The following is an 18,786-nucleotide window of genomic DNA, read 5'->3' on the forward strand; positions in this document are numbered from 1 at the left end:
ATCTTTATTACTATTTGTTGATAAACAGCTTTAATTAAGCGTGTTTTTAGAATGCCGTAGATGATCCTCATCTGGGGTATTTTTATTTTAATGTGACTTTTTCAAAAAAGAAGTGTCTAAATAAATAGAATCGCAAATTATCACAAGCAATGAGACACTTAATGATTTCTGCAGCATATGCTCTTACATGTCCGGCATTTTGCATTTTGGCAGTATCATTGCCCAGAGCAAAGTCATCTGGCATTAGTGTAGAACAAAAAATCGAATCGAAGAACGAAAAAGCTAATAAGAATAAGGATAATTCGTCACAATCACTAACCACGTATTATCCGGAACCAACAAAGATTCCAAAAAAGCTATGACGATTAATTTCCCCCGTTCAAGTTACAAGGTAATGGAAGAGGATTTAGCGATGATCTTATTCTGTTTGTAATTGTTGAAACAGGTAATTTAGGTTTTTTGGTTGTTGGTTTTTTTTAAAGTCCCGATTTCCGGTTCTTATCGGTGTCGGGACTTTTATATAACATTTAAATTAACCAATAAAATAGCTTGATTCACTTCTTGGTATCAAGTTGGTTTGGTCGGAACGGAGCCACAATAGGTCTCCGTTCCTTTTTATTTTTAGAGGTAATACCACCATATGGCAAACCAGGGATAATTATTTGAAGGGGTTTACTATGATAAATAAAAACGCGGATGTATATTTGCTACATCTCAAAGGGGTGCTTTTAGGTATTGAAATCAGATTGGAACCAATCTAAAATTCAAAACTTTTAAGGGCTGAGATTATACCCAATGAACCTGGGCAGGTAATGCTGCCAAGGAATGCGTGGATCGCTGAAAGGATTTTCCTTTGTTCGTAAGAGAACAAAAATCATAGTAAAACCAGGAATAATTACCCCTTTTATTCGTAAAATTATTACGGATGAATATCTTCTGTCTATCATCGAAATTAGAATATTTCAGAGCTAAATCGAATACATGGGTCCATTGTGTTACATCTCCCACAAGATTATTTTTGGCTACCATATGCCTTCTTTTATTCATTGATGGTTTAAGATCGCAAGAACAGCAGACAGACACACTGATTGGGAAGGAGATTGTACTTGACGAGGTATTGGTGGCTGCAGTTAGAGTAACTAAAAATTCGCCAGTAACCTTCTCTAACATTAACAAGGAACAGATAGCACCAAGAAATCTGGGGCAAGACATTCCTGTATTATTGAATTTTCTACCAGCGGTTGTCACCACTTCAGATGCCGGCGCCGGAGTTGGATACACCGGGATAAGAGTTCGTGGAAGTGATGCAACAAGAGTAAATGTTACCATTAATGGAATTCCCTATAATGATTCGGAATCTCATGGCACTTTCTGGGTAAACATGCCAGACTTTGCCTCTTCTACAGAAAGTTTGCAGTTGCAACGCGGAGTTGGCACATCAACAAATGGAGCAGGGGCTTTTGGGGCCAGTTTAAATATCCTGACAGATAAAACTTCTAAAGATCCCTACGCCCAAATTTCTTCTTCCCTAGGAAGCTATAAAACCATGAGAAATAATTTAAAGTTCAGTACAGGTCAACTTAATGACAACTTTGAAATTGCAGGAAGACTGTCCAGAATTACTTCTGATGGCTATATTGACCGCGCCAGATCTGAATTGGAATCATATTTTCTGCAAGGAACTTTCAGTAATAAGAAAACACTCTTAAAAGGATTGCTTTTTGGAGGTCATGAGATCACTTACCAGTCCTGGTTTGGTATTGATGCCTCAACCCTGGCTACCAACAGGACTTTTAATCCTGCAGGCATATTTACAGATGAAGATGGCAACACACAATTCTACGATAACGAAGTAGACAATTACAAGCAAGACCATGCGCAGTTGCACTGGAGTGAGGAAATTTCAGCCACATGGAGAACAAACCTTGCCGTTCATTATACGCGAGGGAGAGGATACTTTGAACAGTTCCGAGAAGACGATACCTTCGAAACCTACGGTTTTGCCCCAATATCTGTAGATGGAAATGAGATTAATACCACAGACCTTATTAGACGTCGTTGGCTCGACAATGATTTCTACGGAACTGTCTTTTCTGCGAACCACAATTCAAAAATCCTCGACCTCATCCTCGGAGGTGGATACAATGTGTATGACGGAACGCATTTTGGTGAGGTCATTTGGGCCAGATATGCTGGAAATAGTAGTATTCGGGAAAGGTACTATGATGATGACTCTAAGAAAACCGATTTTAATCTCTTTACTAAGGTGAATTACAGATTAGACAATAAATGGCATCTTTTTGGAGATTTGCAGCTAAGAACCGTTTCCTATAAGGCCAATGGACAAGATACCGGTTTAGTAGATGATACTTTTAATTTCTTTAATCCAAAAACTGGCGTAAGTTATAACCCCAATCCCAGAAATAATTTTTATTTCTCCTATGCAGTGGCGAACAGGGAACCCAACAGGAACGACTATGAAAATGGCAACCCTAAACCAGAAAAACTAAATGATTTTGAGTTAGGGTGGCGGTTTTTATCCCCGTCATTTCAGCTAAGTGCCAATACCTATTTCATGAAATACAAGGATCAATTGGTGCTCACCGGGGAACTCAATGATGTAGGCGCCCCCTTACGTGCAAATGTTGGGGATAGTTATCGGTTGGGATTGGAACTCGATGCAAGTTTAAAGATGGGAAATTTCACCTGGCAGCCTAATCTGGCTTTAAGCACCAATAAAAATGTGGATTTTGTATTCCAAAGAGATGGGGAATTATTGGAACTCGGAAATACTAACATTGCTTTTTCTCCGGGAATTATACTGGGAAACAGAATTGCGTACAGCCCTAAAGAGAAGCTGGAATTTTCCGTGCTTTCAAAATATGTAGGAAAGCAGTATATGGGAAATATTGATGCGGCAAGCTCCATACTGGAAGCATATTCCCAAACAGATTTTAATATTCAATATGAAATTACCACCAATACTTTTATGAAAAGTATCGTATTATCCGGATTGGTAAACAATATTTTTGATAAGAAATATGTCTCAAACGGCTACTTCTTTACCTATGATGATGATTTTTCCAACCCAGGGACAATTACTACTATCGAAGGTGCAGGGTACTATCCCCAGGCGGGGATTAATATATTAATTGGCGCTACTTTAAATTTCTAGCTTACTGATTGATTGATGCAGCTTGTCTAAAATTGGGGAATAGCAAGAAGTAGGCAAAATCTATTTCTATTTTTTGTTTTACATTTAATCAAATGAAAAACCACCTACAGTTATCCGATGCCGCTTTTGAACGTTCATTTAAGGATGGTTCTTTACATCCCTCCCTTTTTTCGCATGAAGCGCATTTAAGACTGGCCTGGATTCATATTAAGAAATATGGGAAAGAACAGGCAATTGAGAATATCTGCGATCAACTAAAATGTTTTGTAGAAAATATAGGTGCTAAGGACAAGTACAATACAACGGTTACCATAGCGGCTATTAGGGCCGTTTATCATTTCAGCCTGAAATCTGAGTCGAGTAACTTTGTTGATTTTATTCAAGAATTTCCCAGACTAAAAGATAATTTTAAAACCCTTTTAGGCCAGCACTATTCAGTAGACATATTTAGTTCGCAGCGGGCTAAAAAAAGTTATTTGGAGCCAGACCTACTTCCTTTTGACTAGTTAGAAATGAACACCGTATTGCCGCTTTGGGTAGCCCGGTATTCTAACATATCGTAGTAGCGGTTACCATCGTCAGGCCTGTTAAGCTGCTGACCTGTAAATAAGCTATATTCAAAGTCCTCGCATGAACATACCGCAATTTGGCTGTCTAATTCCATTGTAGAACAAGAATTTGGTGCATGATTGGGGCAACTTGCCTCAAAAGCCCGGAAAACATTAAACCCGGTGTTGATGACAAAAACACCCCTGGTGCCAACTCCCTGTGTACCTATATATATGGTATTGCCAGGGTTCGTAAGTGGACTATACAGCGGCAAATTCAGGTTGATATCAAATCTGAAACCTACTTCCTGTAAATATGGGTTGCGAGTTCCCCGATCGTTGCTACAACCGAGAATTAATGTCATCAAAATAAGTAGCCTTAAGGCGCGCATAATAAGGGGGTATTTAAGAAATCTTCCACAAAATTGAGCAAAAAATCTGTATCTTTGCGTTAAATCCTCTTTAAAAAACCTATAGCCATAGGAGTCCTAGAGGATTTTCCCTTTTATAACGTGAAAAATCAATAAATTAAATTGCATGCAATTTAATTTAAACGTTATTAATTAAACGATGAAGTTATGAGCAACGTATCTTACTACACTGCTGAAGGATTAAAAAACTTAAGAGAAGAGCTAAACCAGCTCAAAGATGTGGAAAGGCCAAAGGCCTCACAGGCCATTGCCGAAGCAAGGGATAAAGGTGATTTATCCGAGAATGCCGAATACGATGCCGCCAAGGAAGCTCAGGGATTATTGGAACTTAAGATATCCAAAATGGAAGAAGTTTTGGCAAATGCCAGACTTATTGATGAATCCCAGTTAGATACTTCTAAAGTATTGGTATTGTCTACTGTTAAGCTAAAAAACCAGCAAAACGGGATGGAGATGAAGTATACTCTGGTTGCGGAGAGTGAGGCAGATTTAAAATCAGGAAAGATCTCGGTTACCTCGCCTATTGGGAAAGGACTTCTGGGAAAAGAAGTAGGAGATGTTGCGGAGATTACAGTACCCAATGGTACTATAAAGTTCGATATTCTTGAAATAACCAGAGAATAATTACTATTTACAATGGCAAGTATCTTCACTAAGATAATCGCGGGGGAAATTCCCTGTTACAAAATTGCAGAGGATAAGGATTTCTTTGCTTTTTTAGATATCAATCCAAATGCCATTGGTCATACCCTTTGTATTCCTAAAAAAGAAGTGGATAAACTTACCGATCTGGATGAGACCACCTATATGGGATTAATGGCGTTTTCACGAAAAATAGCTAAGGCTATTGAAGCTGCAGTTGAATGCAAACGAGTTGGATTAACCGTAATTGGCCTGGAAGTACCTCATGTACATGTGCATCTTATCCCTTTGAATAGTATGGCCAATGCAACTTTTCAGCAAAAAGTATCCCTTACCTCTGAGGAATTTGAAGCTGTTGCAAACAGTATCAGAACTAAGTTATAGGGATACCCATAATAATAAAATATATACCGGCTCCTATTATCAGTAATAGGATAATCACCAGGATATAAAACAGCGCATTGAATTTTATTGTGCTTCTGTCTGCTTTCACCGTTTTCTGATAGTAATTAAAGGCGTTCTCTATGTTGTTATCCCATTTTACAGGATAAATAATAGACTCACAGGTTTTACATTTTAGTTCATGGTTCACTTCAGATGTAATCTTATGGAAGAATTTATTATGCTTGTGCTTTTGATAGAACCTAAGTCTCAATTCCTGGTTAAAACATTCCGGGCAATTATTGGTCAGATCGGACTCCTGAATAACTACTAATTCTTCTTTCGACATAGCCTGAATTATGTATTAACTTTTAGAGATATTTGCATAATAGTACCTTCTTTCCCTGAGCTCAGTACTTTGATTTTGCCTTGGTGATATTCTTCTACAATTCTTTTAACCAAAGATAGCCCTAATCCCCAACCTCTTTTTTTTGTAGTCACCCCAGGATTAAATATGGTATTGAATTCGCTTTTGGGCATACCATGGCCCGTATCAGAAACCAGAACGTTTACATACTTACCCTCAGGAATTATTTCTATAGCAATGTGTCCTTTACCTTTCATTGCATCAATACCATTTTTAACTAAATTTTCAATGGTCCAGTTATAGAGAGAACTGTTTAGTAACACAGGGAGTTTTTCAACCCTGGAAGTAAAAGAGAAATGAATAAGTTTGGAGCTCCTTAGTTTTAAATAATCATAGGCATCTCTGGTTTCTTTAACAATGTCCGATTCCTGTAATTTGGGAAGGGAACCAATTTTTGAAAACCTTTCTGTTATGGTTTGTAACCGGCCAATATCTTTCTCTATTTCTTTAGTAATGTCAGGATTGATATCCTCTGTCTTTAAAATTTCGTTCCACCCGAGTAGAGAGGTAAGTGGAGTGCCTATCTGATGTGCAGTTTCCTTGGCCATGCCCGCCCATAGTTTATTCTGTTCAGAGGCCTTATTGGTTTTAAAAAAGAAAAATATCACCGCGCCAAAAAGAAAAATAATCAGAAGCAACGCTATCGGGTAATATTTAAGCTTGTTCAGGACCTCAGAGTTACCGTAATACAAAGTAGCCAGATGTTCCCCTTTATCGTCCATCATTATGGGATTATTTTCATTTTTGAACTGTTCCATTTTTCGGAGCAGGTATACGGTATCTTTAGCTAATTCCGGAGGAATGTTATTGGTTTTCATTGTACCGTCCCTATTGACTAAAATCATGGGAGTGGAAGTATTATTTTGAAAGACCCTAAGAGTAAGGTTACCCGGATCGGCATCTGCAGGCATAGAAAGAAATTCTGATTGGGCAGTGGCCCAAATCTCCATTTTATAGCGCTCTTCTTCCTTGAATTTTCTAAAAAAACTATTTGTATTCCATAGTATAAGGCTCACGATAACAAAGGATGCTATCAATAAAAATACGTTGGAAGTTTTTCTTTTAGGATTAAAATTCATCCTGCTGTTTAATGTTCTTTAAAGATAACTTAATTTGATATAAAATGTTGTATATCCATGCTCGATTGCTGTTTTAATTAGGGTGCAATTTATGTACCTTTGCTGCACTATGGATACTACAATTTCGCTGCTACCTTCCGAACTTGCAATTAGCAAATTACACGGATATTTATTAGGTGCGGTAGGCCCAAGACCAATTGCATTTGCCAGTACAATGAATGCATCGGGAATTCCCAATTTATCCCCATTTAGCTTTTTTAATGTATTCAGCGCCAACCCTCCAATACTTATTTTTTCGCCTGCGAGGCGAGTAAGAGATAATACTATAAAACATACCCTGGAAAACGTTCTGCAAACACCTGAGGTAGTGATAAATATTGTGGATTATGACATGGTTCAGCAAATGTCATTATCCAGTACGGAATATGGCACAGAAGTGAACGAATTTAAAAAGGCCGGCCTTACTATGCAGAAATCAGATTTAGTTAAACCCTTTAGAGTGGCTGAATCTCCGGTTCAATTTGAATGTAAAGTAACAAAGGTTGAGGCGCTTGGCAAAGATGGAGGCGCAGGGAATCTGGTGTTTTCTGAGGTCGTAAAAATACATATAAAAGAAAGTATTCTGGATGAAAATGGTGCCATAGACCAATATAAAATAGATCAGGTAGCCCGTATGGGCGGCAACTGGTATACACGTGCAAATACAGGATTATTTGAAGTGCCTAAACCACTCTCTTCATTAGGGATTGGTGTAGACCAGATTCCCGAAGATATTAGAAAAAGTAATGTGTTAACGGGCAATGATCTTGGGATGCTTGGCAATATTGAAAAAACACCTTCCAAAGAAGAGGTTCTTAAGTTTCTGGATGAGCATGTGGAAATAAGAAGGCTTTTAAGCGCTGATGATCAGAAACAGCTACACAAATATGCTCAGGGATTATTGGAAGACAATAAGGTCCTGGAAGCCTGGAAAGCGCTGTTAGCAGATAGAATTACCAGGTAAGCATGGAGCTGAAAAGGATACAATTATTCGAATTTGAAGATTTTAACTGGTTTCCCGATTGGTTAAGAACCTGTATGACGAATCTTATTGTTTTATTACAGCGTATGCTGGGAACCAGCGAAGTACTCGCTAAGCTTATTGCCAATGTACTTAAAAATCAGGGGATTTCTCAGATAACAGATTTAGGATCCGGTTCCGGGGGCGTAATGCCCGATGTACTTCAGATATTAAAGGAAGATTCCGAGCTTAATGAAGTTAGGCTGGTTATGACCGACTTATATCCGAACGCCAGCATATTGAAGAAGTTTAATGAAAACAAGGATGATAGTATCTCATATGACCCGAGCTCGGTAGACGCTACCAACTTTTCCTCAGCACCAGAAGGTCTTAAAACAATGGTGAATAGTTTTCACCATATGCCGCCAGATAAAGCCAGGAAAATTTTGGCATCAGCACAAGAGCATAAGCAACCCCTGTTGATTTATGAATTGGGAGACAATAAACTCCCTGTTTTGCTATGGTGGTTTTTATTGCCTGTTAGCCTGATTATACTGATGATCATGGTGCTTTTTATGACACCATTTGTAAAACCTCTGACCTGGCAACAACTGGTGTTTACCTATTTAATACCCATAATTCCGGTCTGCTATGCCTGGGATGGCCAGGCGTCATTGCCCAGAATCTATTCCCTGAAAGATATGGAGATACTCCTGAGTGAGCTTAATCCCCAGAATTATGTCTGGACCAAAGGATACGCAAAAAAAAATAGTAAAAAGCAAGGGATTTATGTAATGGGATTGCCCAAGTAAGAGATATAATTAATAATTTGCACTAATTAAATAAAACAATGGAAATTCAAGGAACAATAAAGAAGATAGATGAAACCAAAACCTTCGGGAATAATGGTTTTAGGAAAAGAGAAGTGGTGCTTACCACGGAAGAACAATACCCCCAGCATATTTTGGTTGAGTTTGTACAGGATAAGACCGATTTATTAAATAGTTATAGCGTTGGACAGCAGGTAAAAATCAGTATTAACATCCGCGGCAGAGAATGGACCAATCCGCAGGGTGAGGTGAAGTATTTTAATTCTATTCAGGGATGGCGTATTGAAAGCATACAGAGCGATGCCAGCCCGGAAGGGATGCCACCGGTACCTCCAATGGAGGCTTTTGAACCTGCAGATAATCTGAAAGAAGAGGATCATGATGATCTGCCATTTTAGAAATATTGATCGAAGTAAAAATCAACCCGTCTTATGCTATTAATAGGACGGGTTTTTTATTTTGAGGACCAAAATGTATTACACTAATGTCTAAAGATTGAAAGGAAAAGAAACCAACATAGCATTTCTTACTCAAACCCTGATATTTCCACCGGTGGAAAATGCCAATGCTGAAGGATTACTGGCGGTTGGTGGTGATCTTAGTCCGGAACGGCTAAAATTAGCTTATAGTGAAGGTATATTTCCATGGTTTAACGAAGACTCCCTGATTTTATGGTGGAGTCCAGATCCAAGAATGGTGCTGTTTCCAAATAAAATAAAAGTTTCCAGGACCATGAATAAGATTCTGAAATCGGATAAATTCCAGTTGAGTCAGAATACCTGCTTTAAAGAAGTTTTGGAGCATTGCTCAACGGTAGCTAGAAAGGGACAGCAGGGTACCTGGATTACCCAAACTATGAAAGCCGCATATCTTACATTACACGAAAAGGGTTTGGCAAAATCATATGAGGTTTGGGAAGAGGGGGAATTGGTTGGAGGATTGTACGGGATAGATTTGGGTCATGTATTTTGCGGGGAAAGTATGTTTAGCCTTAAAAGCAATGCCTCTAAGTTTGCATTCATTCATCTTGCAAGGGAATTGGAGGAAAAGAATTACAAGCTTATAGATTGTCAGATGTATACTCCTCATTTAGAGAGTTTGGGTGCCGAAGATATTTCACGAAAGGAATTTATTGAAATCCTTAAAAACTAACTAGTACAGTATGTGGTCATAATTTGGAGGCAATGCGCGCCTAATGCTAATCAACTTTCCATCGGCATTAAAATTGGCCTTATAACTATTCCAATCACCTTCTTTTTTACCCCTTATAATAATTAGATATTGAATATCTGGCAGTAAGAGGTTCTGAAAGGCATTCTTAACGACTTCTCTCGCGCCGGCTGTTTTTTTTACTTGGTATTCCTGATACATCCGTCTTATTTTGGATTGTTCAAAATGCTCGTTGAAATAGGAACCAATATTTGTGTGGGTGTCTGATGGAATATCAATAGTTTTAACTCTAAAGCCAAGATTTAAAAGAACACCATCATGATTAAAGTTCATATAATAATGCAATCTGTTCTGTTTAAACTTTAATCTGTATTGAGACTCGGCGTTCTCTGTTTCCTTGTAGAAGCGCAACTGTTTTATTCCTTCATCGGGGATTAGTTGCGGATCTTTTAATGCGGGAAATTGTGATTTTTTAATTCTATGTTCGCCTTCAAACCCATCTTGTGAAAAGCAAAAACAGCCAATGGCAAACAAGGGTATAAATAATTTGAGTTTCACATCCATTTTAATTGATATTATACGCAACAACTTACTACACCTGATGATATCGAAAACAACTTGTCTCATGGTCGTTGACCATCCCGGTTGCCTGCATATGGGCATAGACCACCGTACTCCCGACAAATTTGAAGCCGCGCCGTTTTAAATCTTTACTCAGGCTATCAGAAAGTGCCGTGGTGGATGGTCCTTCCATATAATTTTTTAATTTATTCTTAATTGGTTTCCCATCTACAAAACCCCAGATATATGTGCTAAAACTCCCAAATTCTTCCTGCACCTTCATAAAAGCTACAGCATTGGAAATAGTAGCCTTAATTTTCAGCTTGTTCCGGATGATGCCGGCATCTTGCAAAAGGAGGTCAATTTTTGATTGGTCGTAATTGGCGATCTTTTTGTAGTTAAAATTATCAAAGGCAAGTCTGAAATTTTCGCGCTTTTTAAGAATAGTAAGCCAGCTAAGGCCTGCCTGGAAAGTTTCAAGAATCAAAAATTCAAATAAGGTAGCATCATCCCTTACCGGAACTCCCCACTCCAGGTCATGATAGGCCTCATAGAGGTCATTGCCAAGGCACCAGCCGCATTTTTGTTTCATAAAACAGGATTATACCCTAAAGATATGGCAATATTTTCTAAAGGTGAGGATATCCTACAGGGATAAAAGTAAGACATATCACGGTGCTTTGGATGACGTCCCATTTGTCTAAGGCTCATACAGAACCAACTCTCCACTTTGTAATGCCAGTTCCAGATTTGCAGCTACCTCAGGAAGATAATTAAAGAATTTCCTGCCGTTGGTTCTTTTTAAGTAAACTCTGGTATTGCCATCTTCCAATTGTTCTGATGCCGTAATTTTTACCCGGTTGTCATAAACGCTCTTGTAATTCGCAATTCCTCTTTTTTTGATTATGAAATTTAGTCTCGGAAAATTAAGGTGATTAAAAGAGTGGCCTTTAGGTGCCTTGATAATAAGGATCTTACCCACCACATCTTTCTCGGTAACATTTTGAGCTTCAGCAAATTGTACAATCAAAACAGCGATAAAAAAAATTAGTGCATTTCTCATATCATTTTCAATTTAGGGATCAATCTGATTAAATAAGATAAAATAATAGTAAAAAACAAAATTATATTAGCAATACTCTCGTTAAATAAAAGTTAAACAATTAGAATATGATAGTAATACTATTATATTTGTCCTCGATATAGAAACCTATGATATGAAACATCTACTACAAAACATAAAGATCGGTGTAAATGAAAAGACCTTTGTAAAAGATCCTGAGTCGTCAGATCTGGGTAAAAGAATTATCGAAAATAGTATCATGATGATACATGAATTGGGGTTCGAGCATTTTACTTTTAAAAAAGTAGGTGCCAAAATAGGTTCCAACGAAAGTTCGGTATACCGTTATTTTGAAAATAAACACAAATTATTGCTCTATTTAACATCCTGGTATTGGGGTTGGCTAGAATATCAGTTGGTATTTACCACTAATAGTATCTCCGATTCACAGGAGAAACTAAAATCTGCCATTAAGGTTTTAACGCAAACAGTTTCCTTAGATGCTTCATTTTCCCACATAAATGAAGTAATGCTAAATGAAATTGTAATTAATGAATACTCTAAATCTTATCTGACCAAAGAAGTTGATGAAGAGAATAAAGAAGGATATTTTGAAATTTACAAAAGACTGATAATCAGAATGGTAGAAATGATCATAGCGGTCGACCCTGATTACCCATATCCTCATAGCCTGTCGAGTACGGTATTGGAGGGGTCTTTACATCAGTATTTCCTAAAAGAGCATTTTCCGTCTTTGACAGATTGTGATCAACATATCAGCCCTACCCAATATCTTACTCATTTAGTTTTTAACTCACTTAATACCGGCGATAATGGCTAAAACAATAATGACCGCCTGGCAGCGGCTTTTAGGACTTCTTAAGCTTGATAAAAGAGACGTACTCCAGGTTTTTTACTATGCCGTTTTTGCCGGCTTGGTTAACCTCTCTCTCCCTTTGGGAATTCAGGCGATTATTAATCTTATTCAAGGGGCCCAAATAAGTACGTCCTGGATCGTCCTTGTGGTGCTTGTTACATTAGGGGTAGCATTTGGTGGAATATTGCAATTGATGCAAATCAGGATTATTGAAAATATTCAGCAAAAAATCTTTACCAGATCTTCCTTTGAGTTTGCTTACCGTTTTCCAAAAATAAAAATGAAGGAGCTCAGGAATTTTTATCCACCAGAACTGGCCAATAGATTTTTTGATACTTTGACAGTGCAAAAAGGACTTTCCAAAATTTTGGTTGATTTTCCTGCCGCCCTACTGCAAATCGTTTTTGGCCTTGTTCTACTTTCTTTCTATCACCCCTTCTTTATAATCTACGGATTTTTACTATTAATACTCATCTATCTTGTATTTAAGTTTACTGCCCAAAGGGGCCTGGAAACCAGTTTGGAGGAGTCGCAAAGCAAATACAAAGTGGCCCATTGGATACAAGAGGTAGCCAGGTCTGTGGTAAGTTTTAAGCTGTCGGGCAAAACAAGTCTGGCAATGGATAAGAACGATGTTTTGATAACAGATTATCTAAATTCCAGAGAAAGTCATTTCAAGATTCTCGTATTACAATTTATCCAAATGATAGGTTTTAAGGTCCTGGTGACCCTGGGATTGCTCTTGATTGGTGGTCTTTTGGTCTTGAACCAGGAAATGAATATAGGACAGTTTGTAGCTGCTGAGATTATAATTTTACTTGTCATAACTTCAGTAGAGAAGCTCATTTTGGGTCTTGAAACATTTTATGACCTGCTTACCTCTTTGGAGAAACTTGGACAGGTTGTAGATAAGGAGTTAGAGCCACAGGAAGGGGAAACGCCCATTAAACTAGAAGAAGGTTTTGATGTGGAACTTAAAAACGTGACTTACTCTGTTCCCGGAAGAACACAACCAATCGTGGATAATATTTCCATGAAGATTACCCCTAGTTGTGCTATATTATTGGATGGTAGCACAGGCTCTGGAAAATCTACCCTCTTAAGACTTATCACTGGCATCATTGAACCAGATTCCGGTAATATTTTTGTAAATAATGTTTCCCTGAAATCTTTAAATCTCAATCACTATAGAGCCCAAATGGGACAGTCATTAACCGAAGAATCGCCTTTCGAAGGCAGCATTTTAGAGAACATCACCTTCGGCGACAAAAACATAACAGATCAGCAGGTGTACTGGGCTCTGGAAAAGGTAAAACTTACCAGTTTTGTTAAGGAACAACCCTATGGTTTAAAAACCACTTTGTATCCTGAAGGGAAACAAATTCCTTATGTAATTTCAAAGAAAATTGTGCTGGCAAGAAGCCTGGTAAGGAAACCTAAATTACTCATTCTCAAAGATCCGTTAGATCAGTTCGACTCAAATGAGTACAACGAGATCATGGAATTTTTAACAGACAGATCTAACCCCTGGGCATTGATTGTAGTCAGCCAAAATGATGCTTGGAAAAAAGGTTGTACAAGAATTATAACCATGGAAGAGGGTAAAATTGTAAACGAAAGTTAATAATCATGTTAAATATATCTCCGAACAGACTTCATAAAAGTGTGGACCTCACCGGCTATAAGTCGGGAAAAAAGGTTTTCCACTTAAGACATTACAAGCATTTCAATAGATTTCTGTTGGCTTTTGCAGGTATTGCCGTTCTCGTATTATTTCTTCCCTGGACACAGACAGTTTCCGGTAAGGGAAGTCTTACCACATTAAAACCAGATCAAAGACCCCAGACAATTCAATCTCCAATTCCCGGAAGAATTGAAAAATGGTACGTCAGCGAGGGGGATTTTGTAAACAAAGGGGACACTATAATTCATATTTCTGAGGTTAAGAATGAATATTTTGACCCGGCCCTGGTGCAAAGAACAGGTGAACAAATTGACGCAAAAACTAGGGCAGTATCTTCTTATGAAGGCAAGGTTGGGGCATTAAATAATCAGATTGCAGCATTATCTCGCGAGCGGCAATTAAAATTAGAGCAAGCAAACAATAAGCTGATGCAGGCTGGGCTCAAAGTGAAGAGCGATAGTATTGATCTGGAGGCGGCTAAAACCAATATTGAGATTGCTAAACGTCAGTTCAATCGAATTACTCAGTTACAGAAAGAAGGACTTAAGGCTTTGACAGATGTTGAAGAAAAGCGTCTTAAACTTCAGGAAACTCAGGCTAAATTGATCTCCCAGAAAAATAAATTATTAGCCACAAGAAATAATGTTATTAATGCCGAGGTAGAGATCAATAGGGTTAAAGCGGAATATACGGATAAGATTTCTAAGGCAAGGAGTGAAATGTTTACGGCACAGTCTAGTCAGTTTGATTCAGAAGCTCAAGTGACCAAACTCAGGAATGATTACACCAATTATGAAATGCGAAGAGACCTCTATTATATTCGCGCCCCTCAAAGCGGCTTTATCAATAAGGCATTACGAGCCGGCGTAGGAGAGACTTTTAAGGAAGGAGAAGAGTTGGTGGGTATAATGCCCTCCGATTATGAAATGGCAGTGGAAACTTTTGTCAGCCCAATAGACCTTCCTCTAATACATATTGGAGAGAAAGTTAGAATACAGTTTGATGGCTGGCCGGTTATCGTATTTAGCGGATGGCCCAATATATCCTATGGAACTTATGGCGGGGAAGTAGTGGCGATGGAAACCTTTATAAGTGACAATGGAAAATATAGGGTGCTCTTGGCTCCTGACCCGCAAGATCATCCATGGCCAAAGGAAATACGGGTAGGATCTGGTGCAATGACCCTGGCCCTATTGGATGATGTGCCAATTTGGTTCGAATTGTGGCGGCAACTAAATGGGTTTCCCCCAAACTATTATCTGCCCGACAACCAATTAACCGTAAAGGAAAATAAAAAGGGATGAGCAGAATTTTAATCCTTCTTTTACTGCTAGTAACAATCCCCGTAAAAGCGCAGCAACAAGACAGTGTTGTGCTATCTTTCCGGGAGTATTTAGGCTATGTAAAGAAATTCCACCCAATAGCGAGGCAAGCCCAACTCCAAATTGATATCGGGCAGGCCAATCTGATGAAGGCCCGTGGTGGTTTTGATCCTAAAATAGAGGTAGACTATGATAGAAAGAAATTCAAAGGAACGGAATATTACGATCGCTTTAATGCCACTTTTAAGGTGCCAACATGGTATGGGATAGAACTAAAAGGAAATTTTGAACAGAACCAGGGCGATTTTCTAAACCCTGATGAGATTTTGCCAACCGACGGCTTGTATAGTGCAGGAGTGTCTGTTTCTCTGGGCAATGGATTTTGGATCAATGAGAGGATGGCTACCTTGAAACAAGCCAAATTATTAAGGGAAAGAACTAAAGCAGACAGGGACCTTGAAGTTAATCATATCTTATATAAGGCATCATTGGCTTATTTTAACTGGCTTAGGGCTTACAATGATCAGCGTGTGTATCAAAATTTCTTTGTAAACGCCAAATCAAGGTTTGTTGGTATAAAACGGAGTGCAGAAGTTGGAGATCTGGCCAATATAGATACGGTTGAGGCCAAAATAGCGATGAATAGTAGGAAGCTTGGCTTAGAGCAAGCACGGGTGGCGTTGGTGAAGAGGAGACTTGAACTCTCAAATTTTTTATGGTTAGACGCCAACATTCCTGTAGAATTACAGGACAATGTTATTCCAAATATTCGGCTGGATGGAGAAGTCGATATTTCCTTGGAAATAAATGATAAACCCCTCGATAGCTTTACCGTAGAGAACCACCCCAAACTAAGGTCTCAGGGATTTAAGATAGAAAGTCTGGCAGTTGACAAAAGCTTAAAAGCTAATAAACTACTCCCGGTTATCGATTTGGAATACAATTTTCTAACCACACAGCCGGAGATCATAAATTCTTTTGACACCAATGATTATAAAGGGGGTGTAAATTTCAGATTTCCACTGTTCTTGCGCAAGGAACGAGGCGATCTGAAATTAGCAAAGTTTAAATTAAGAGATGCAGAACTAGAATATGATAATATCCAATTAGAAATTCGAAACAAGGTCCGAGCGATATATATGGAGTTGAATTCCTATGAAACCCAAAATCAATTGATAGCAAATATTGTAGCAGATTATACAACCATGCTTGGGGCCGAAGAGCGAAAATTTAGTTTTGGAGAAAGCTCACTTTTTCTTATCAATACCAGAGAGAGTAAGTTAATAGACGCTAATTTAAAACTTAATGAAATTCAGAATAAATACCTGGCTACCAAGGCAACATTGTTTAGGAGCCTGTCTGTAAATCCGCAAAATCTCTAAATAGGAATTATGTAAGGTTATGGGTCTTTTTACTACCAATCCGCTCCGAACAGTAATTAATTTATGGGCTTTTTTACCCTAGCATTAAGAAATAACAATGAAAATAGCTACTGTAGACTCAATTAAATATATAGTTTCAGAAAGCCTGAAGAAGGCTGTAACATATTCCCAATTTCGAGACCTGGTAGACGAATTTGCAGCAAGGGGGAGCACCAGTGGGCCGGAGCAAACAGATGCTCTTATAAATTATACGCAACTCAATAGTCGCAGATTCAAAAGGTGGGATAAGACTTTTAGAGTTCCTCAGGAAGAAGCCGAATATATAAAAAAATGGGACAGACCTGTTTATTGGCTGGTGCTTACAGAAAGTTGGTGTGGAGATGCTGCGCCAACCATGCCGGTGATGGCAAAAGTTGCTGAGCTCAATAAGAACATTGATTTCAAAGTACTTTTCAGGGATGAAAATTTGGAGCTCATGGATCTCTTCCTGACAAATGGAGCCATGTCTATTCCTAAATTAATCATGCTCGATGCTAATACGCTTGAAGTACTCGGAAACTGGGGACCCAGACCTTCAAAGGCAACACAAATGGCCAGTGATTACAGGAAACAACACGGTAAACTTAGTCCAGAGTTTAAGCAAGATCTTCAGCTTTGGTACAATAAAGATAAAGGAGATAATACCTTAGCAGATCTGATGCGTTTACTTGCTCTGGAAGATGTAAGTGATAGTGCCCTTCTGTGAGCTCCTTGAAGATGAGTTAAAACGAGCCTTTAAAGCATAGGTGATTGCATTATCAACAAGACAACCATTAGAAGTTCCCGAACTTTTGGCATTAAAATCAGCTTCCACCACATTACCATTGGCATCCACAATAATATTTATGACTACTTTACCCCCTTCAATACAGGTGTAAATTGGCGGAGGTAGCACATAACTATGGCGGTCTACCAGAGAATAAGAGACAGATGTCTTTCTCTTGGCCAGATTATTGGTAAATTCTTTTTTCTTGGCTTCCTTTTCGCCTAATAATTGTTTTTTTTCTTCGCGTCTTTTTTCTAACTCTTTTAAACTTTCAGCAAAACCTTCATCCGCGTTTAAAAGATCGGACGGATCCTGATGCTCCAGAAGCTGTTTTTCAGCCATTAGTTCTTCTAAAGTCTTAAGGGGTTCAGGGTTACCAATACTTGGTTTGGCAGTTTCATTATATGCCATATGGCTCTTAATCGGGTCGGCTTTGGCCATTTCCTCGAGTAGCTTTTCTTCTTCTTCCAGCAGTTTTTCTAAATCTTCATCGGCCAGGCTCATTTCAATAACATACTCTTCCTTTTCCTCTGATCCAAGATGTATATTGTAAAGGGACAATACCATTATAGATAAAGAGAAAACTGTTATTAAAAAAGAAAGTTGCTTTCGATTTAAATTCATACTCTTATAACCCAAATTTTATAAATATATTACAAATATTAGTTCATCCGACGTGATAAGACTAACAAAATCAGGCGTTTGGGTGTTTTGACAGCAATAGTTCCTGAAAAATCTTAGGGGTCAGCGCTTTATTTACGTTGTAATCCCCTATTTTGGTTCTTCTCAGCTCGGATAAATGACCTCCGGACTCCAGGGATTTTCCAAAATCGTGTGCTAATGACCTTATATAGGTCCCTTTACTGCAAACCACTCTAAACTCAACATGAGGCATCACTACACTAGTAATCTCAAATTCAGATATTTCAACAGAGCGCGATTTTATGGTTACTTTTTTTCCTTCACGGGCGTATTCATAGAGTCTTTTACCGTCTTTTTTTAGTGCGGAGAAAACAGGAGGTTTTTGTTCTATTATTCCAATAAAACCCTTTGCAGCATCCCTGACCTGCTCCTCGGTAATATGATCTGTTGGATATTCCTGATCTACTTCTGTTTCCAGATCATATGAAGGAGTGGTAGCGCCAAGGGTTATCTCGCCAGTATACTCTTTTGGCTTGCCCTGTAATTCATGGATGCTTTTTGTAAACTTACCCGTACAGATTAGCAATAAGCCTGTAGCCAGGGGATCCAGAGTGCCGGCATGCCCTACTTTTATTTTTTTAAGATCAAATTTTCTACGGATTGCCCACCTGACGGCATTGACGGCCTGAAAGGATGACCAGCCCAGGGGTTTGTCTATCAAAACCAACTGACCATTTAGAAAATCATCTTTTGTCAGCAGATCCATA

The 18,786-nt window shown here is 38.5% G+C and carries 21 protein-coding genes; 13 read left to right on the forward strand and 8 right to left on the reverse strand.

Annotated elements, in window-relative coordinates; genetic code table 11:
* Nucleotides 1–925 precede the first annotated feature (925 nt).
* Nucleotides 926–3,175 carry a TonB-dependent receptor gene (locus J1G40_RS01950; protein ID WP_265240591.1) on the forward strand — a complete coding sequence of 750 codons (2,250 nt, stop codon included), beginning with the start codon at nt 926–928 and terminating at the stop codon, nt 3,173–3,175.
* Between the two features lie 92 nt (nt 3,176–3,267).
* Nucleotides 3,268–3,681 (forward strand): hypothetical protein, encoded by a 414-nt coding sequence (locus J1G40_RS01955; RefSeq protein ID WP_265240592.1) that lies wholly within the window; start codon nt 3,268–3,270, stop codon nt 3,679–3,681.
* Here J1G40_RS01955 and J1G40_RS01960 read toward each other — a convergent pair.
* Entirely contained in the window at nt 3,678–4,115 is a 438-nt protein-coding gene (locus tag J1G40_RS01960; protein ID WP_265240593.1) for a hypothetical protein, read from the reverse strand. The genes J1G40_RS01955 and J1G40_RS01960 overlap by 4 nt on opposite strands.
* 186 nt (nt 4,116–4,301) lie before the next feature.
* On the opposite strand from J1G40_RS01960, the gene greA reads away from it, so the two are divergent.
* Nucleotides 4,302–4,778, forward strand: coding sequence for a transcription elongation factor GreA (gene greA / locus J1G40_RS01965; protein WP_265240594.1), 477 nt, complete (start codon nt 4,302–4,304; stop codon nt 4,776–4,778).
* 12 nt (nt 4,779–4,790) lie between these two features.
* Nucleotides 4,791–5,180 carry an HIT family protein gene (locus tag J1G40_RS01970; protein WP_265240595.1) on the forward strand — a complete coding sequence of 130 codons (390 nt, stop codon included), beginning with the start codon at nt 4,791–4,793 and terminating at the stop codon, nt 5,178–5,180.
* Here J1G40_RS01970 and J1G40_RS01975 read toward each other — a convergent pair.
* Together J1G40_RS01975 and J1G40_RS01980 are read right to left on the reverse strand one after the other, a co-directional pair.
* A complete protein-coding gene (locus tag J1G40_RS01975; RefSeq protein WP_265240596.1) occupies nt 5,170–5,526 on the reverse strand; it encodes a hypothetical protein in 357 nt (118 codons plus the stop codon). The two genes, J1G40_RS01970 and J1G40_RS01975, sit on opposite strands and share 11 nt — an antisense overlap.
* A gap of 8 nt (nt 5,527–5,534) precedes the next feature.
* Complete coding sequence (locus J1G40_RS01980; protein WP_265240597.1) at nt 5,535–6,683, reverse strand: sensor histidine kinase; 1,149 nt, start codon at nt 6,681–6,683, stop codon at nt 5,535–5,537.
* Nucleotides 6,684–6,792: 109 nt separating this feature from the next.
* Between J1G40_RS01980 and J1G40_RS01985 the strand changes: the two genes are divergently transcribed.
* The 4 genes from J1G40_RS01985 (at nt 6,793) to aat (ending at nt 9,665) form a co-directional block, all read left to right on the forward strand.
* Nucleotides 6,793–7,686, forward strand: coding sequence for a flavin reductase family protein (locus J1G40_RS01985; protein ID WP_265240598.1), 894 nt, complete (start codon nt 6,793–6,795; stop codon nt 7,684–7,686).
* 2 nt (nt 7,687–7,688) lie between these two features.
* On the forward strand, nt 7,689–8,495 hold the full coding sequence (locus tag J1G40_RS01990) for a hypothetical protein (protein WP_265240599.1): 807 nt from the start codon (nt 7,689–7,691) through the stop codon (nt 8,493–8,495).
* Nucleotides 8,496–8,533: 38 nt separating this feature from the next.
* A complete protein-coding gene (locus tag J1G40_RS01995; protein WP_265240600.1) occupies nt 8,534–8,911 on the forward strand; it encodes a DUF3127 domain-containing protein in 378 nt (125 codons plus the stop codon).
* A gap of 97 nt (nt 8,912–9,008) precedes the next feature.
* A complete protein-coding gene (gene aat / locus J1G40_RS02000; RefSeq protein WP_265240601.1) occupies nt 9,009–9,665 on the forward strand; it encodes a leucyl/phenylalanyl-tRNA--protein transferase in 657 nt (218 codons plus the stop codon).
* Here the strand turns inward: aat and J1G40_RS02005 are convergent, their stop codons facing one another.
* From J1G40_RS02005 to J1G40_RS02015, 3 genes are all read right to left on the reverse strand, one after another.
* Nucleotides 9,666–10,241, reverse strand: a complete 576-nt coding sequence (locus J1G40_RS02005; RefSeq protein WP_265240602.1) for a hypothetical protein — start codon at nt 10,239–10,241, stop codon at nt 9,666–9,668.
* Nucleotides 10,242–10,275: 34 nt separating this feature from the next.
* The gene (locus tag J1G40_RS02010) at nt 10,276–10,836 is read right to left on the reverse strand and encodes a DNA-3-methyladenine glycosylase I (protein WP_265240603.1); all 561 of its coding nucleotides are present in this window, start codon (nt 10,834–10,836) and stop codon (nt 10,276–10,278) included.
* A gap of 108 nt (nt 10,837–10,944) precedes the next feature.
* Complete coding sequence (locus J1G40_RS02015) at nt 10,945–11,307, reverse strand: hypothetical protein (protein WP_265240604.1); 363 nt, start codon at nt 11,305–11,307, stop codon at nt 10,945–10,947.
* A 154-nt stretch (nt 11,308–11,461) separates the two neighbouring features.
* Here J1G40_RS02015 and J1G40_RS02020 point away from each other — a divergent pair, with 154 nt between their 5' ends.
* From J1G40_RS02020 to J1G40_RS02040, 5 genes are all read left to right on the forward strand, one after another.
* The gene (locus J1G40_RS02020; protein WP_265240605.1) at nt 11,462–12,148 is read left to right on the forward strand and encodes a TetR/AcrR family transcriptional regulator; all 687 of its coding nucleotides are present in this window, start codon (nt 11,462–11,464) and stop codon (nt 12,146–12,148) included.
* Complete coding sequence (locus J1G40_RS02025; RefSeq protein WP_265240606.1) at nt 12,141–13,808, forward strand: peptidase domain-containing ABC transporter; 1,668 nt, start codon at nt 12,141–12,143, stop codon at nt 13,806–13,808. The genes J1G40_RS02020 and J1G40_RS02025 overlap by 8 nt, the downstream gene beginning before the upstream one ends.
* A 5-nt stretch (nt 13,809–13,813) precedes the next feature.
* A complete protein-coding gene (locus J1G40_RS02030; RefSeq protein WP_265240607.1) occupies nt 13,814–15,172 on the forward strand; it encodes an HlyD family secretion protein in 1,359 nt (452 codons plus the stop codon).
* Nucleotides 15,169–16,572: a TolC family protein gene (locus J1G40_RS02035; protein WP_265240608.1), complete on the forward strand. Its 1,404-nt coding sequence runs from the start codon at nt 15,169–15,171 to the stop codon at nt 16,570–16,572. The genes J1G40_RS02030 and J1G40_RS02035 overlap by 4 nt, the downstream gene beginning before the upstream one ends.
* Nucleotides 16,573–16,669: 97 nt before the next feature.
* A complete protein-coding gene (locus tag J1G40_RS02040; RefSeq protein WP_265240609.1) occupies nt 16,670–17,317 on the forward strand; it encodes a thioredoxin family protein in 648 nt (215 codons plus the stop codon).
* Here J1G40_RS02040 and J1G40_RS02045 read toward each other — a convergent pair.
* Both J1G40_RS02045 and truB read right to left on the reverse strand, forming a co-directional pair.
* Nucleotides 17,276–18,001: a hypothetical protein gene (locus J1G40_RS02045; RefSeq protein ID WP_265240610.1), complete on the reverse strand. Its 726-nt coding sequence runs from the start codon at nt 17,999–18,001 to the stop codon at nt 17,276–17,278. The two genes, J1G40_RS02040 and J1G40_RS02045, sit on opposite strands and share 42 nt — an antisense overlap.
* A gap of 70 nt (nt 18,002–18,071) precedes the next feature.
* Entirely contained in the window at nt 18,072–18,785 is a 714-nt protein-coding gene (gene truB, locus J1G40_RS02050) for a tRNA pseudouridine(55) synthase TruB (protein WP_265240611.1), read from the reverse strand.
* Between the last annotated feature and the right edge of the window lies 1 nt (nt 18,786).

The sequence above is a fragment of the Muriicola sp. Z0-33 genome, assembly GCF_026126425.1.
In the GTDB taxonomy this organism is placed as follows: Bacteria; Bacteroidota; Bacteroidia; order Flavobacteriales; family Flavobacteriaceae; genus JAFMPW01.

Excerpts from the sequence above, each read along its gene's own strand:
- J1G40_RS01950 (WP_265240591.1), top strand. The coding sequence starts at position 926 with ATGAATATCTTCTGTCTATCATCGAAATTAGAATATTTCAGAGCTAAA.
- J1G40_RS01955 (WP_265240592.1), top strand. The coding sequence starts at position 3,268 with ATGAAAAACCACCTACAGTTATCCGATGCCGCTTTTGAACGTTCATTT.
- J1G40_RS01960 (WP_265240593.1), bottom strand. The coding sequence starts at position 4,115 with ATGCGCGCCTTAAGGCTACTTATTTTGATGACATTAATTCTCGGTTGT.
- greA (WP_265240594.1), top strand. The coding sequence starts at position 4,302 with ATGAGCAACGTATCTTACTACACTGCTGAAGGATTAAAAAACTTAAGA.
- J1G40_RS01970 (WP_265240595.1), top strand. The coding sequence starts at position 4,791 with ATGGCAAGTATCTTCACTAAGATAATCGCGGGGGAAATTCCCTGTTAC.
- J1G40_RS01975 (WP_265240596.1), bottom strand. The coding sequence starts at position 5,526 with ATGTCGAAAGAAGAATTAGTAGTTATTCAGGAGTCCGATCTGACCAAT.
- J1G40_RS01980 (WP_265240597.1), bottom strand. The coding sequence starts at position 6,683 with ATGAATTTTAATCCTAAAAGAAAAACTTCCAACGTATTTTTATTGATA.
- J1G40_RS01985 (WP_265240598.1), top strand. The coding sequence starts at position 6,793 with ATGGATACTACAATTTCGCTGCTACCTTCCGAACTTGCAATTAGCAAA.
- J1G40_RS01990 (WP_265240599.1), top strand. The coding sequence starts at position 7,689 with ATGGAGCTGAAAAGGATACAATTATTCGAATTTGAAGATTTTAACTGG.
- J1G40_RS01995 (WP_265240600.1), top strand. The coding sequence starts at position 8,534 with ATGGAAATTCAAGGAACAATAAAGAAGATAGATGAAACCAAAACCTTC.
- J1G40_RS02010 (WP_265240603.1), bottom strand. The coding sequence starts at position 10,836 with ATGAAACAAAAATGCGGCTGGTGCCTTGGCAATGACCTCTATGAGGCC.
- J1G40_RS02015 (WP_265240604.1), bottom strand. The coding sequence starts at position 11,307 with ATGAGAAATGCACTAATTTTTTTTATCGCTGTTTTGATTGTACAATTT.
- J1G40_RS02020 (WP_265240605.1), top strand. The coding sequence starts at position 11,462 with ATGAAACATCTACTACAAAACATAAAGATCGGTGTAAATGAAAAGACC.
- J1G40_RS02025 (WP_265240606.1), top strand. The coding sequence starts at position 12,141 with ATGGCTAAAACAATAATGACCGCCTGGCAGCGGCTTTTAGGACTTCTT.
- J1G40_RS02030 (WP_265240607.1), top strand. The coding sequence starts at position 13,814 with ATGTTAAATATATCTCCGAACAGACTTCATAAAAGTGTGGACCTCACC.
- J1G40_RS02035 (WP_265240608.1), top strand. The coding sequence starts at position 15,169 with ATGAGCAGAATTTTAATCCTTCTTTTACTGCTAGTAACAATCCCCGTA.
- J1G40_RS02040 (WP_265240609.1), top strand. The coding sequence starts at position 16,670 with ATGAAAATAGCTACTGTAGACTCAATTAAATATATAGTTTCAGAAAGC.
- J1G40_RS02045 (WP_265240610.1), bottom strand. The coding sequence starts at position 18,001 with ATGAATTTAAATCGAAAGCAACTTTCTTTTTTAATAACAGTTTTCTCT.
- truB (WP_265240611.1), bottom strand. The coding sequence starts at position 18,785 with ATGGATCTGCTGACAAAAGATGATTTTCTAAATGGTCAGTTGGTTTTG.